This is a genomic window from Novosphingobium aeonii (assembly GCF_052279045.1).
Classification (GTDB): domain Bacteria; phylum Pseudomonadota; class Alphaproteobacteria; order Sphingomonadales; family Sphingomonadaceae; genus Novosphingobium.
The window spans coordinates 161,765-174,601 of the sequence record NZ_CP176832.1; the positions used below are offsets into that span (position 1 = coordinate 161,765).

12 protein-coding genes are annotated in these 12,837 nt (G+C 66.0%); 4 read left to right on the forward strand and 8 right to left on the reverse strand.

Translation table 11 applies throughout. The features are described from left to right. The first annotated feature begins 571 nt into the window (after positions 1-571). Positions 572-982 (forward strand): PilZ domain-containing protein, encoded by a 411-nt coding sequence (locus ACLIMP_RS00855; protein ID WP_185998639.1) that lies wholly within the window; start codon positions 572-574, stop codon positions 980-982. A 9-nt stretch (positions 983-991) separates the two neighbouring features. Here ACLIMP_RS00855 and ACLIMP_RS00860 read toward each other — a convergent pair whose 3' ends face one another. From ACLIMP_RS00860 to ACLIMP_RS00875, 4 genes are all read right to left on the reverse strand, one after another. Continuing rightward, positions 992-1,867 carry a winged helix DNA-binding protein gene (locus ACLIMP_RS00860; RefSeq protein WP_369818313.1) on the reverse strand — a complete coding sequence of 292 codons (876 nt, stop codon included), beginning with the start codon at positions 1,865-1,867 and terminating at the stop codon, positions 992-994. 182 nt (positions 1,868-2,049) lie between these two features. Next, entirely contained in the window at positions 2,050-3,057 is a 1,008-nt protein-coding gene (gene hemH / locus ACLIMP_RS00865; protein WP_443477995.1) for a ferrochelatase, read from the reverse strand. Beyond that, positions 3,057-5,312, reverse strand: a complete 2,256-nt coding sequence (locus tag ACLIMP_RS00870) for a molybdopterin cofactor-binding domain-containing protein (protein ID WP_324696920.1) — start codon at positions 5,310-5,312, stop codon at positions 3,057-3,059. The genes hemH and ACLIMP_RS00870 overlap by 1 nt, the downstream gene beginning before the upstream one ends. Further along, the gene (locus ACLIMP_RS00875) at positions 5,312-6,280 is read right to left on the reverse strand and encodes an Mrp/NBP35 family ATP-binding protein (protein WP_324696922.1); all 969 of its coding nucleotides are present in this window, start codon (positions 6,278-6,280) and stop codon (positions 5,312-5,314) included. Before ACLIMP_RS00875 ends, ACLIMP_RS00870 begins: the two co-directional genes overlap by 1 nt. A gap of 156 nt (positions 6,281-6,436) precedes the next feature. Here ACLIMP_RS00875 and hflK point away from each other — a divergent pair, with 156 nt between their 5' ends. From hflK to ACLIMP_RS00890, 3 genes are all read left to right on the forward strand, one after another. Continuing rightward, entirely contained in the window at positions 6,437-7,681 is a 1,245-nt protein-coding gene (hflK, locus tag ACLIMP_RS00880) for a protease modulator HflK (RefSeq protein ID WP_443477996.1), read from the forward strand. Next, a complete protein-coding gene (gene hflC, locus ACLIMP_RS00885; protein ID WP_054439538.1) occupies positions 7,681-8,520 on the forward strand; it encodes a protease modulator HflC in 840 nt (279 codons plus the stop codon). Before hflK ends, hflC begins: the two co-directional genes overlap by 1 nt. A gap of 126 nt (positions 8,521-8,646) precedes the next feature. Next, on the forward strand, positions 8,647-10,188 hold the full coding sequence (locus ACLIMP_RS00890) for a Do family serine endopeptidase (protein ID WP_197283087.1): 1,542 nt from the start codon (positions 8,647-8,649) through the stop codon (positions 10,186-10,188). A gap of 84 nt (positions 10,189-10,272) precedes the next feature. On the opposite strand, the gene ACLIMP_RS00895 is transcribed toward ACLIMP_RS00890, so the two are convergent. Genes ACLIMP_RS00895 through ACLIMP_RS00910 form a run of 4 tightly spaced genes read right to left on the reverse strand, consistent with a single transcriptional unit; the run spans position 10,273 to position 12,815 of the window. Next, positions 10,273-10,908, reverse strand: a complete 636-nt coding sequence (locus ACLIMP_RS00895; RefSeq protein WP_054439535.1) for a MarC family protein — start codon at positions 10,906-10,908, stop codon at positions 10,273-10,275. Positions 10,909-10,913: 5 nt separating this feature from the next. Further along, positions 10,914-11,636: a hypothetical protein gene (locus tag ACLIMP_RS00900; RefSeq protein WP_324696926.1), complete on the reverse strand. Its 723-nt coding sequence runs from the start codon at positions 11,634-11,636 to the stop codon at positions 10,914-10,916. Beyond that, the gene (folD, locus tag ACLIMP_RS00905; protein WP_324696927.1) at positions 11,633-12,532 is read right to left on the reverse strand and encodes a bifunctional methylenetetrahydrofolate dehydrogenase/methenyltetrahydrofolate cyclohydrolase FolD; all 900 of its coding nucleotides are present in this window, start codon (positions 12,530-12,532) and stop codon (positions 11,633-11,635) included. The genes ACLIMP_RS00900 and folD overlap by 4 nt, the downstream gene beginning before the upstream one ends. A gap of 1 nt (position 12,533) precedes the next feature. After that, on the reverse strand, positions 12,534-12,815 hold the full coding sequence (locus ACLIMP_RS00910) for a YggT family protein (protein ID WP_054439534.1): 282 nt from the start codon (positions 12,813-12,815) through the stop codon (positions 12,534-12,536). Between the last annotated feature and the right edge of the window lie 22 nt (positions 12,816-12,837).

The following is a 12,837-nucleotide window of genomic DNA, read 5'->3' on the forward strand; positions in this document are numbered from 1 at the left end:
TCTGCGAAGTTTGACCAAAATAAGAGCCGAATTGATCTTTTCCGTGAAGGGCCCTCTGGCCGCGGCTTTCGAAGCGGACAACCAGTGTCCCGCCTGGTAATTCGGCTCCGCGCTCTGCACCGCCACAGCGATATCGTTTTTCAGTATGTCCGATTATATAACATATAGAAAATCGGGGCTGGGAAGTGTGAAAAGTGAACATATAGTCCGGCCGCCATCCATTGGGGGGTGGAGGGGGGCTTTCATGATTTCTCGCATTAAGCGAATTTTCTGCATTTTCGACCGGCACAGCCGAGGCAACAAGACCCGATGGACGGGAATCGAGTATGAAAGCGAGTGCCTTCACTGCGGCACCGGCATTCGGCGGATCAAGCGCGGAACCTGGAGAAGCCGGGCCTGAACCCGCCTGAACGGGATCGATCCCGGCGGCAGTGTGGTGGTCTGACGGGTCTGGTGGCGAAGCTTGCCCGGAAGGAGGAGAACAGGCAGCCACTTCCTTCAGACGGGCCTAGGTTGAAGTCGCTAGGCGTTCGAAACCCTGCGCTAGCATCGGTTGCGGAAGATCGTGCCCATGGAAAGCCACGAACTCCCGCAGGATGAACCGCCGCCATGCAATCTGACCGCTTATGGGCGGCGCCGGCAGAGCCGCCTTCATGTACGACTCCCCGCAAGGCTCGTCACGCTCGGGAGTACACATCAGGCGGTGCTGCTCGACCTGTCGGCCTCAGGCGCCAGACTGCACGTCCAGGCTCAACTCAGGACCGGATGCGAAGTGGTCGTCGAATGGGCAAAGCGTCATATCCTCGGCCATGACGCGCCGGGCCATGAAGGATTCGGGGAAGTGATCTGGTGTCGCTCAAACCATTGCGGCATCGCGTTCTTTGAACCGCTGCCCTTGCAGATCGTGCTCGCCACACGCCTCGTCGATGACTGCGAGCACCTTCCGCCGGCCACGCATGCCCCGCGCAAGATGGCCGTTTGAAGCGCCGGTTCAGACCGGGACCGGCTGGGTCAGCGCGATTTCTCCGAAGTAGCGGGCAAGCCGGTCAACCGCCTGGTCCGTCAGTTCGATGAACGCTCGTCTGCGATCGTTCTCGTCACAAACACGCTGGAACAGGCCCGCCTCCACCAGTTGGCCGATCCAGCGCAGCGCTGTAGTGGGCGGGACGGCCGAAGCGATACAGAGCGAGGTGACCGACACCTGTTTGCCTTCGGCCCGCGCGGCGGCAAGATCCAGCAGCATATCCCAGGCAGGGTCTGCGAACAGGTCTCCCTCGATGAAGCGAGCGCGCAACTGGCGCTGCCGGATGATCCTGCGCAGCATGCGCGCGTCGGACAAGAAGGAAGGGTCCTTCGCCGCGTAAGGAGGGCCATTGCCCGCGAAATCCGGGGCCTCGGCAGAAGCGCCCGATCGCCCTGCCCGCGCCGGTCCTGCAGGCGCCAGCCTGTCCATATGGCCGGCGATCTGCCCGACCTGCTCGCTCAGACGAAGCAGCATCAAGCGATCGTCTTCAGACAATTCACGCAGCCGGGCAGCGGGGAAACCGGCCATGACCTGCCCCAATGCGATCACCCGCTCCGCGCGGTTGGGATCGACCAGCAGCACCGGCATCGACATGTCCATGCAGGCGAATACCTCATCCAGCATCTCGACGCTGGTGGATACGATCAACCGCGTGTCACCGCCCGCTGCACGCAGGTCCAACCGTGCGAGCGCCGCCAGGGTTGCAGCATCGATGACGGGGCAATCGAGCATGACGACATCGCCGAGCGAGCGCCCCTCCGCGGCCGGTAGATCGCCGAGTGATCCAGCGAAAGCGACGTGGAGGCCGGCACCCGCGGCATCTTCCTGCATGGTCGAGCGCAAGTGTGCCCGATCCGCAAAGATTGATAGTGAAACCGATCTTCCTCCGGACACGTCTTGCGACGTTCCATAGGAAAAATCGGTGGCATCGGTGTTCCACATGACCGTTCGCCCCATTCCAACAATCAGGAACAGGAGTAGAACGAAGCCATCGATAGTCAAGAAACGCGGCTATTAAATCCTTGTCACCAACCGGAAAGTTCCCGATTAACAAGCGCTTGCAGCATCTCCATGCCCGACGCACCATCATTCAGGCAGGACAGTACGGCCATCTCGCGGCCTCCGGCCTCCTCGAAGACCTCCCTGCCCCGAATCGCCAGTTCCTCCAGCGTTTCCACGCAGTCTGCCGAGAAGCCCGGCGCCGCTACGGCGATGCGGGTCGTGCCCGCTTTCGCCTCTGCCGCCAGCACGTCTTCGGTGGACGGCTCCAGCCACTTTGCCCTGCCGAAGCGCGACTGGAAGCTCGTTTCAATCCGTAATCCCGGAACGCGCAGATTCAGGCGTTCGGTCAACAGGCGCGAGGTCTCGCGGCAGTGCCAGTGGTAGGGATCGCCGAGATCCGCGGTTCGCTGGGGCATTCCGTGGTAGGACAGCAGAAGCACTTCCGGCACGAAGTCCAGCCCCCCGATCTGACGGACCAGATCATCCTCCAGCGCGCCGATATAGGCGGCATCGCCGAAATAGGGCGGCAGGGTGCGGATCGCGGGCTGCCAACGCATCGCGCGCAGCGCCTCGCCCAGCCTGTCCATCACCGAGGCCGTCGTCGCCCCCGAGTATTGGGGATAGAGCGGCGCGACGAGTATCCGGTCGCAGCCTGCATCCTTCATCGCCTGCAGACGCGCGGGAATGGCAGGATTGCCGTAGCGCATCGCCCAGTCGACCTTCGCGCGAGTCCCCAGCAAGGCCTGAAGCCCGGCCGCCTGCGCGGCGGTGATCGCAGCGAGCGGCGAGCCCTTGTCGGTCCAGACCTGGCGATAGGCCTGAGCGGACTTGGCAGGCCGGGTCCGCAGGATCGCCCCGTGCAGGATCGGCTTCCAGGCGATGGCCGGAATCTCCACGACGCGCGGATCGGAGAGGAACTCCGCGAGATAGCGACGGACTGCGGCAGGGGTGGCAGCGTCGGGCGTGCCGAGGTTGACCAGCAGCACGCCGATCTCGCCCGGGGCGGCGGAATTTCTGTCTTGGGGGGGCATCACATGTCCTCGGCAAAAAGCGGAAGGCGGCGGAATCGCAATCCCGTAGCCGAATAGAGTGCGTTGGCGACAGCCGGGGCGACCACGGCTACGCCCAGTTCCCCCGGATCGGCAGGATCGTCGGTGCTTTCGATGAAGTCCACCTCTATGGCAGGGCAGTCAGCCAGCGTCGGCAGGGAAAGGTCGGCCAGCCGTTCGCTGTCAGGCCTGCCTCCCGTATAGTTGGGACTGCATCCCAGCGCGAGGCCGAGACCGAAGACCAGCCCGCCCTCGATCTGTTGCCGGGCAATATCGAGGTTCACGATGCGGCCGATGTCGGCAACGGCGCTGAGCTTGTCCACCCGCACCCCGTTCTCGTCACGCCGGGCCGAGGCGACCACGGCGATGCGCCCCTCCCCGATCAGGTGGCACGCGATGCCTTGCCCGCTGTTGTCCCCGCCGCCGCCCCATTGCGCAAGCCCCGCCGCGCGCTGAAGGCATTCGGCAAGGCGCGGATCGTGCCCCAGCATGGCCATGCGATAGGCCAGGGGCTCGCGTCCGGCGCGGTGCGCCAGTTCATCCACGAAGCTCTCGTTGAAGAAGGCGGTATAGCCATGGGCATTACCGCGCATCCGCCCGGACGGAAGACCGATATTGGCGGGCACATGGTCGACAGCCAGGCTGGGCACTGCATAGGCCGGGACCGCACCTTCCAGCGCCATCGGATCGGCGACATCGGCCACCGCGTCGAGTGCACCGAACGAGGCTTCGCCGGAGAAGAACCGACGCCCGAACTCCCGCGCGGTAGCGGGCACGGCGATGCGGGCGCGCCAGCCTGCCACGCCCCCTTCCGCGTCGGTTCGCGCCGCCATGACCGCCACGGCCGGCGTGCGCGGATAAGCCGCGAAATGGTCCTGCCGCCGCGAGAGTGTGAGTTGCACCGGGCGGCCGGCCTCCTTCGCCAGCAGCGCGACTTGTGCGGCGTGGGCGCATTCCAGCCGCCGGTCGAAGCTGCCACCGATCGGCATCGGATAAAGGACGACATCCGCCGCACGCAGTCCCAGCGCGGTAGCGGCGGCTTCGCGCGCCGCCTCGGGCGCCTGGGTGCCGATCCAGAGTTCGAGGCGGCCATTCTCGAAGCGCGCCGTGGCGCTCCCGGTCTCGATCGCAGCATGGACGGCCGGGGCGACCTCGTAGCGGATCTGCACCGGCAAGCCCCCCTCGATCGCCGCCATGTCGCCCTCTGCGTGAAGGCGGGTGGGCGTGCCCATGCGCATGGCCTCGTCCAGCGCATTGTCGGCCTCGCTGCTGTCACTTCCGCGGGCGACGCGAAAGCGCGGCCTGGCGCGGTCAAGCGCGGTTTCGGCAGTCCACCAGTCGCCCGCCAGCGCGGCGATCCAGTCAGGCCCGCGCACGAAACGGCTGAAACCCTTGAGGCCCTTCCCCGCGCTTTCGTCAAAGCCCGAGAGTTCCGCCTTGCCGATGGGCGCGTGGCGGATCGCCGCGCGCAACATGTCCGGCAGGCGCACGTCTCCGGCAAAAGTCCACGATCCATCGACCTTGGACGGCAGGTCGAGGCGGGGCCAGCGCAAAGGAGCACCGGGCGGAAACTCTCCGGGCTTCTCCGCCATGGCATCCGCGCGCAGGGGCGGCGGATCGGGCGGGGAGAACCCTGCTGCCTCGGCGGCGAGCGGCCCGAAGGGCAAGCGCTTGCCCTCATGCAGGACAAGGCCGTTCGCCGCTTCGCATTGTTCCGGGGCAACGCCCCAGCGGGCAGCCGCCGCCTGCACGAGCAGCGCGCGGGCCGAAGCGGCGGCGGCGCGGGCCGGACCCTCGTATGCGGCCAGCGAGGTGCCGTCGGCTGTGACGTTGAAACGATGGTCCTGCGCAAAGCGGCGCGCGGCGAAGCCATCGGGATTCTCGGCGATCTCCGGCAACAACGGGAGCCAGAGCGGCGCCCATTTCGCGGCGAGCACGGCATTGGCGTAGATCGCGCTTACAGGCGCGGGCTCGACGGCCACCTGCCGCCAGTCGGCGCCCAGTTCGTAGGCCACCACTTGCGGCAACAGCGTGGTTATTCCCTGCCCCATTTCCACCTGGGGCACGGCCACGCTCACCACCCCGTCAGCGGCGATCTTGATCCAGGCCCCGAACGCATATTCGTCCCGGCCCGGTTCCAAGGGCATCGGAAAGCGGCGCGGGCGCAGGAGATATCCGACTGCGAGCCCGCCGCCTGCCAGCGCGCCGATCAGGACACCCCGGCGCGTGACCGCCATCAGGGGCGGTCCAGCCAATCGGCGACCTTGAGCGCAAGCCCCGCGAAAGCCTCTGCTTGCGGCCCCTGTCCGGCGGCCGGAGGCGTGCCTGCGTCGCTTTCACGCCGGATCGCGATATCGAGCGGGATACGGCCGAGGAAGGCCTTGCCCATCTCCGCGGCAGCAGCCTCGGCCCCGCCAGCGCCGAAGGGGTCGCTCACTTCGCCGCAATGGGGGCAGGCATATCCGGCCATGTTCTCCACCACGCCGACGATCGGCACCCCGCTCTTCTCGAACAGTTCGATGGCGCGGGTCGCGTCCATGAGGGCAAGGTCCTGCGGCGTGGACACGATGACCGCGCCCGCCGGCTTGAACTTCTGGAGCATGGTCAACTGGACGTCGCCGGTACCGGGGGGCAGGTCGACGACGATGATTTCGGCGTTGTCCCAGTGCCCTTCGAGCAGTTGGGTCAGCGCACCTGCAACCATCGGCCCGCGCCAGGCGATCGCCTGCCCCGGCTCCAGCAGATTGGCCATCGACAGCACCGGCACCCCAAAGGCGCTGGCGATCGGGACCAGCCGGCTTTCGTGCGCCACCGGACGCTGCCCCTCGATGCCGAGCAACCGCGCCTGCGACGGCCCGTAGATGTCCGCATCGACCAGCCCCACCTTGCGCCCCATGCGCGAAAGCGCGACCGCCAGGTTTGCGGCCAGCGTCGACTTGCCGACCCCGCCCTTGCCCGAGCCCACCGCGAGAATGCGCTGCACCGGCTTTTCGGCCGTGATCGCCACGCGCACGTCGGCGACGCCCGGCTTGCCTTCCAGCGCACCGGATACGATCTGCTCAAGCCCGGCGCGGTCCTGCACGGAAAGGCCGGTGGCATCGATCACGACGCTCGCCCTGCCGTCGGCGAGCCGCAACGACTGCACTCTGCGAGCCACCTCCGGCGGCAGGAGCGCTTTCAGTCGATCGGCATCCGGGCTTGTCATTTCGTCCTTTCACATGTCACATGATGGTGAATTTGCCGCTCAGGTGAAGCAGTCGAGGAAAAAGGGCAAGAGAGGCACTGTTTTTGTGCGAATAGCGCACCTATAGATAAGCCTATGAAAGCTATTGGTGGTGCAATCACGCGCGCAGGCCTCGCCATGACCGGACGTCAAAGCCCTTGGGGCGGCGGCGGAAATGACGGCAATGGTCCTGCGGGAGATCCCGGCGAAGGCGGCAACGAAGGCGTGCCCGAGGGTCAGGACGAAGGCCGTAACGACGAGCCTTCAGGCGAAGCCCCCGGCAGCAGGGGCGAACAGGGCAAGCCGCCGGAAAGCCGTCCCGATGATCGCAAGGGCCCTCGCAACCCGTGGCTTCCCAGCGGCAGTGAAACCCCGCCGCGCCGCTCCGCCGGCATCGAGGACATCTTCCGCCCGCGCGATCCGCGCCGCCCCGGCGGCGGAGGCGGCGGCTTCGGACCCGGCGGCGGATTCCCCAACTTGCCGCGCCGCCCCGACGGCAAGTCGTGGCTGCCGCTCGGCATCGGCATCGCGGTTGCCGCGATGCTCGGCATCTCCATGGTCCACATGCTCGGCCCCAAGGAGCAGGGCATCGTTTCGCGGCTGGGCCAGTATTCCCGCACGATCGATTCCGGCCTTTCGCTCACCCTCCCCTGGCCGATCGAACAGGTCGACGTGAAGGACGTGCGTTCGTTCACCGTCTACACGATCCCAGAGGGCGAGGGCGAAAAGCTGATGCTGACGGGCGACAAGAACCTCGTCGATCTCAGCTATCTGGTGCGCTGGAACATCAAGAACCTGAAAGACTACACCTACCGTCTCGCCGATCCTGACGAAACGGTGCGCGAAGTGGCGGAAGCGGCAATGCGCGCGTCTATCGGCCAGATCACGCTGAACGAGACGCTGTCCGGCGCCGGCCGCGCCGTGGTCGAGCAGGACGTGCGCGACCGGACCCAGCGCATTCTCGATTACTATCGCTCGGGCGTCTCGATCCAGGGCGTGGAAATCAAGAAGGCCGATCCCCCGGCCAAGACCAAGGAAGCGTTCGACCAGGTCAACGTCTCCCAGCAGGAAGCGGACCGCGATCGCTCCAAGGCTCGTGCCTGGGCGCAGCAGACGCTTGCCCGCGCCCAGGGCGAGGCCGCCTCGTTCGACAAGGTCTATGAACAGTACAAGCTCGCGCCCGAAGTGACCAAGCGCCGCATGTACTACGAAACGATGGAGCGGGTGCTGCGCGACAACGACACCGTCGTCGCCGAAGCCAAGAACATGAACACGTACCTCCCCCTTTCCGAGATGAAGCGCCGGGCCCCGGCCGCCGAGGAAACCGTGGTTGCCGCGCCCACGCCGGCCGCCACCGTCGACGCATCCAAGGGAGGCCAGTGATGAATCGCCTCTGGCAGGACTACAAGGCCGCCTGGTTCCTGGGCGGGGCCGCCGTTGTCGGGCTGATGCTCAGCATGATCGTGGTGCCGGAAACGGAGCAGGCGGTCATCGTTCGCACCGGCAGGCCCATTGCGGTGTACAACCCCTATGTGCCCAAGGCCGACTACGGCCAGACCGGCGCGGGCGTTCACTTCCGCATTCCGATGGTGGACCGCGTGATCCGCATCGACAAGCGCCTGCTGTCCGTGGACATGCAGCAGCAGCAGGTCCTCTCGACCGACCAGCTTCGCCTGAACGTCGATGCCTATGCGCGCTATCGCATCATCGATCCGGTCAAGATGGTCGAAACCGCGGGCACCAGCGAACGCGTGACCGAACAGCTCGAACCGATCCTTTCCTCGGTGCTTCGCCAGGAACTGGGCAAGCGCACGTTCCAGTCGCTGCTGACCGCCGAACGCGGCAAGGCGATGGAGAACATCCGCGACGGGCTCGACCGCGAGGCGCGCGAATATGGTGCGCAAGTCGTCGACGTGCGGATCAAGCGCGCGGATCTTCCCGAAGGCGCGCTCGAAAGCGCCTTCACCCGCATGCAGGCCTCGCGCGACGAGGAAGCCAAGACGATCACCGCGCAGGGCCAGAAGGACGCGCAGATCATTCAGGCCGACGCGGAAGCGCAGGCCTCGAAGATCTATGCGGCCGCCTTCGGCAAGGACCCGCAATTCTACGATTTCTACCGCTCCATGCAGAGCTATGGAATTTCGTTCGCCAAGGGAGAGGCCGGGAAGACCATCCTGCTTTCTCCCGACAATGCCTATCTCAACCACTTCAGGGAACCGTGACCGGCGCGAAGCGCTTGAAAGGCCGCCTATTCAAATCCGGTTAAGCTCCCAGAGCTTCAATCGGCATCAGTCGGCGGATGGTGACGCTGCACCGCCAAGACGGAGGAATCAAAGGACGTGAAGCCCGTGCGATACGCTTATGGACTGACCACAGCGCTCCTGCTGGGAGGCGCCACCGCCACGCTGGTGACCGGCTATCCCGCAGGGGCCCAGGTTGCCCAGAACGAAGCCAGCCAGATGGCCAACGTGGTGCCCCGCGCCGGCGCGCCCAGCGGCTTTGCGGACCTGACCGAGCAGCTTCAGCCTGCGGTAGTCAACATCTCGACGCGCCAGCGCGTCCAGGTGCAGGGCGGCGGCAATCCCTTCGCCGGAACCCCGTTCGAGGGTCTGTTCGGCGGCGGCGGCGGTGGCGGCGCCAGCCCGCAAACCCGCGAAGCCCAGTCGCTCGGCTCGGGCTTCATCGTCTCGGCCGACGGCTATGTGGTGACGAACAACCACGTCATCACCGCGGAAGGCAAGGGTCAGGTCGAATCGATCACCGTGACCATGCCGGACGGCACCGAGTATCCCGCCAAGCTGATCGGCAAGGACGCCGCATCCGATCTCGCGGTGCTCAAGATCACTTCCAGCAAGCCGCTGCCCTACGTGAAGTTCGGCGACAGCTCGAAGGCCCGCGTGGGTGACTGGATCATCGCCATCGGCAATCCGTTCGGCCTTGGCGGAACGGTGACGGCGGGCATCATCTCGGCCGTCTACCGCAACACCGGCTCGGGCTCGGGCGCCTATGATCGCTACCTCCAGACCGACGCGGCGATCAACCGCGGCAACTCGGGCGGGCCGATGTTCGACATGAACGGCCAGGTCATCGGCATCAACAACGCGATCTTCTCGCCCACTGGCGGCAGCGTCGGCATCGGCTTCGCGATTCCCGCCGAAACCGCCGCTCCCATCGTGCAGAAGCTGATGAAGGGCCAGGCGATCGAGCGCGGCTACCTTGGCGTGACCATCCAGGCCCTCAACGAGGATCTTGCCGATTCGATGGGCCTCGAACACAACAAGGGCGAATTCATCCAGGCCGTCGTGCCGGACGGTGCCGCGGCCAAGGCCGGAATCCAGGCGGGCGACGTCGTGGTGAAGGTTGACGGCAAGGAAGTGACGCGCGACCAGAACCTCTCGTTCCTCGTCGCCAACACCGCGCCGGGAACGCGCATCCCGATCGAGCTGATCCGCAACGGCCGCCGCATGACGCTGACCGCCACGGTCGACAAGCGCCCGAGCGAGGACGAACTCCAGCAGACCTTCGATCCCAGCACCGATCAGGACAGCGATCCGTTCAACAATCCGCCCAAGGAACAGGGCCAGAGCGTTGTCGAAAAGTCGCTGGGTCTCTCGGTAACGCCGCTGACTTCGCAGATCGCGCGGCAGCTCGGGGCCTCGGAAGGCACCAAGGGCCTCGTCATCGTCGCCGTCGATCCGAGCTCGGATGCCGGCCAGAAGGGCTTTGCCCGCGGGTTCATCATCCTCTCGGCCAACAATGCGCCGGTTTCGACGCAGGCCGACCTCGAAAACGCCATCAAGGCCGCCAAGGCCGATGGCCGCTCGGCGATCCTGCTGCGCGTGCAGCCGCGTGGTCAGCCCGCCGCCTTCGTGCCGCTGCGCCTGCGCTGAGGCTTAGGGGCTTCGACAAAAAAGGCCCGCCGGAGCGATCCGGCGGGCCTTTTCATTGCCTGCTCATGGCTTGCTGCGGGAAGGTCAGTTCAGCAGCACGGCCTTGACGCCGTCGATCACGTATTGCGCCGCGAGCGCCGCCAGCAACACGCCGAGAAGCCGCGTGATAACCGCCTCCACCTTGTCGCCCAGAATGCGCATCAGCGGGCCGGCAGCCGCCAGCGCGGCAAAGCTCAGCACCATGACCGCGACCATCGCCGCGAGGATCGCCATGGTCTGCTCCGCGCCGTGCGCGCGCGAGGTGAGCAGCATGATCGTCGCGATCGAGCCCGGCCCCGCCAGCATCGGCATGGCCATGGGGAACACCGAAACATCGTCCACCTCGGGCGTTTCGGCATTATGGGCGATGATCTTCTCCGCCCGCTCCTCGCGGCGCTGGGTGCGCTTCTCGAACACCATGTCGATGGCGATCATGAACAGCATGATGCCGCCCGCGATGCGGAAGGCATTCAGTTCGATATGCAGCGCCCCCAGAAGCCGCGCGCCGAAAAGCGCGAAGACCACCAGAATGGCGGTCGCGATCACGCAGGCACGCGCGGCCATGGAGATCGCCTGAGACCGGCTGGCATCGGCCGAGAGCCCGGCATAGATCGGTGCGCAGCCCGGCGGATCGATCACCACGAAGAGCGTGACGAAAGCACTCAGGAAAAGCTCGTACATGCCGGTTATTGTCCCTTCGGGGCCGCTACATCGCTGCGCAGAACTTCGGCCATGCCCCCATTCTTCATCAGCGAGACGACCAGCGAGCGCGAATGGTCGGCGTTCACGTGATAGCTCCAGGTCAAAGTGCCGTCCTTCGAACGCCCCTTGCCATCCATGCCCGGCGCCGCCTTGGCCGAATCCCGCTCGACCAGCAGCTCATCGCCGGGCGAGGCGCCGTTCCCGCCCCGCGCGCAGTCCGCCACGGAGGCAGACAGCATCTCCGGCTCCTGCATCGGCTGGGCGAGCGTATCGCCCTGGTCGAGCACCCAGCGAAAATCGCCCTTCTTGCGCTGCTGCCAGATCGTGGTGAAATAGCCGACCGAACCGTCTGCCTGCTGCCAGGCACCCCTGGTCACGCCCATCGTACCATCGCAGCTCATCCAGACCTGGTGAGCCTGCCACTGCACGGCGGCGGCCGGTTCCTTTCGGCCGCTCAGCCATTCTTTGGCGCGAACCGGCTGCGGCACGAACATCACTGCCGCGTCATCCGCGAATTCGTCGAAGGCCTTCCACTGGCCTTTCTCGCGCGCCATGCGCGCGAAGGCGATCTCGGACGCGATCAGTGCGCTGGGATTGGCGGTGCCTACGCCGGGTGCGCGCGGCGGGCGCCGCTCGGCCACGGCGGGAGCGGCGATCAGCAGAAGCGTCGCGACCCCGCCAAGGGCGCCGAGCAGCGCGCGGTTCAAAGCACGCTCTCGTCCAGCGACAGACCCGCATTGCGATGCGCGGCGACGATCGTGTTGCGCAGCAGGACGGCGATGGTCATGGGGCCGACCCCGCCCGGAACCGGGGTGATAGCGCCCGCAACTTGCGCGGCCGAGGCGAAGTCCACGTCGCCCACCAGCTTGCTCTTGCCCTCTTCGGCCGCCGGCACGCGATTGATGCCCACGTCGATCACGGTTGCGCCGGGCTTGAGCCAGTCGCCCTTCACCATCTCGGGGCGGCCGACGGCCGCAATCACGATATCGGCGCCGCGCACGACTTCGGGCAGGTCCCTGGTGCGGCTGTGCGCCACGGTGACGGTGCAGCTTTCCGCGATGAGGAGCTGCGCCATCGGCTTGCCGACGATGTTCGAACGGCCGATCACCACCGCGTTCAGCCCGGAAAGCGAGCCCAGCCGGTCCTTGAGCAACATCACGCAGCCCAGCGGCGTGCACGGCACGAAGCCCGGCAGCCCGGTGGCGAGGCGCCCGACGTTGACGACATGGAAGCCGTCAACGTCCTTGTCGGGGTTGATCGTGGCGATGACCTTCTGCTCGTTCATATGCGAAGGCAGGGGAAGCTGGACGAGAATGCCGTCCACGGCGGGATCGGCATTGAGCTGCTCGACAACCGCCAGCAGATCTTCCTCGGACGTGTCGGCGGGCAGCTTGTGCTCGAAGCTCTCCATGCCGCAGGCCACGGTCTGCTTGCCCTTGTTGCGGACATAGACCTGGCTTGCCGGGTCTTCGCCCACCAGCACGACCGCGAGGCCTGCCTTGCGGGCGGCCTGCCGTTCGAATGCCGCGGCGGCAACCGCGATGCGGCTGCGCAGGCCCTCGGCAAACGCCTTGCCGTCGATGATCTGGTTCTCGGTGGTCATGTCAGTAGGCCATCGGCTGGAGGATCATGATGAGCACGTTCAGGCCGATGATCAGCACCATCGGCGAGAAGTCGATCCCGCCCGTATTGGGCATGATCCGCCGGATCGGGCTGAGGATCGGATCGAGCAACGCATTGAGCGCCCGCCAGATCGCCTCGACGAACCGGTTATGCAGGTTCACCACGTTGAAGGAGATCAGCAGACCCAGCACGAACTGGACAAGCACCAGCGTGGTAAGGATCTGTACGAGATAGATAAGGGCGTTGATCACACCGCCGAGCATGGGCGTGGGGCCTTTCTGAGGA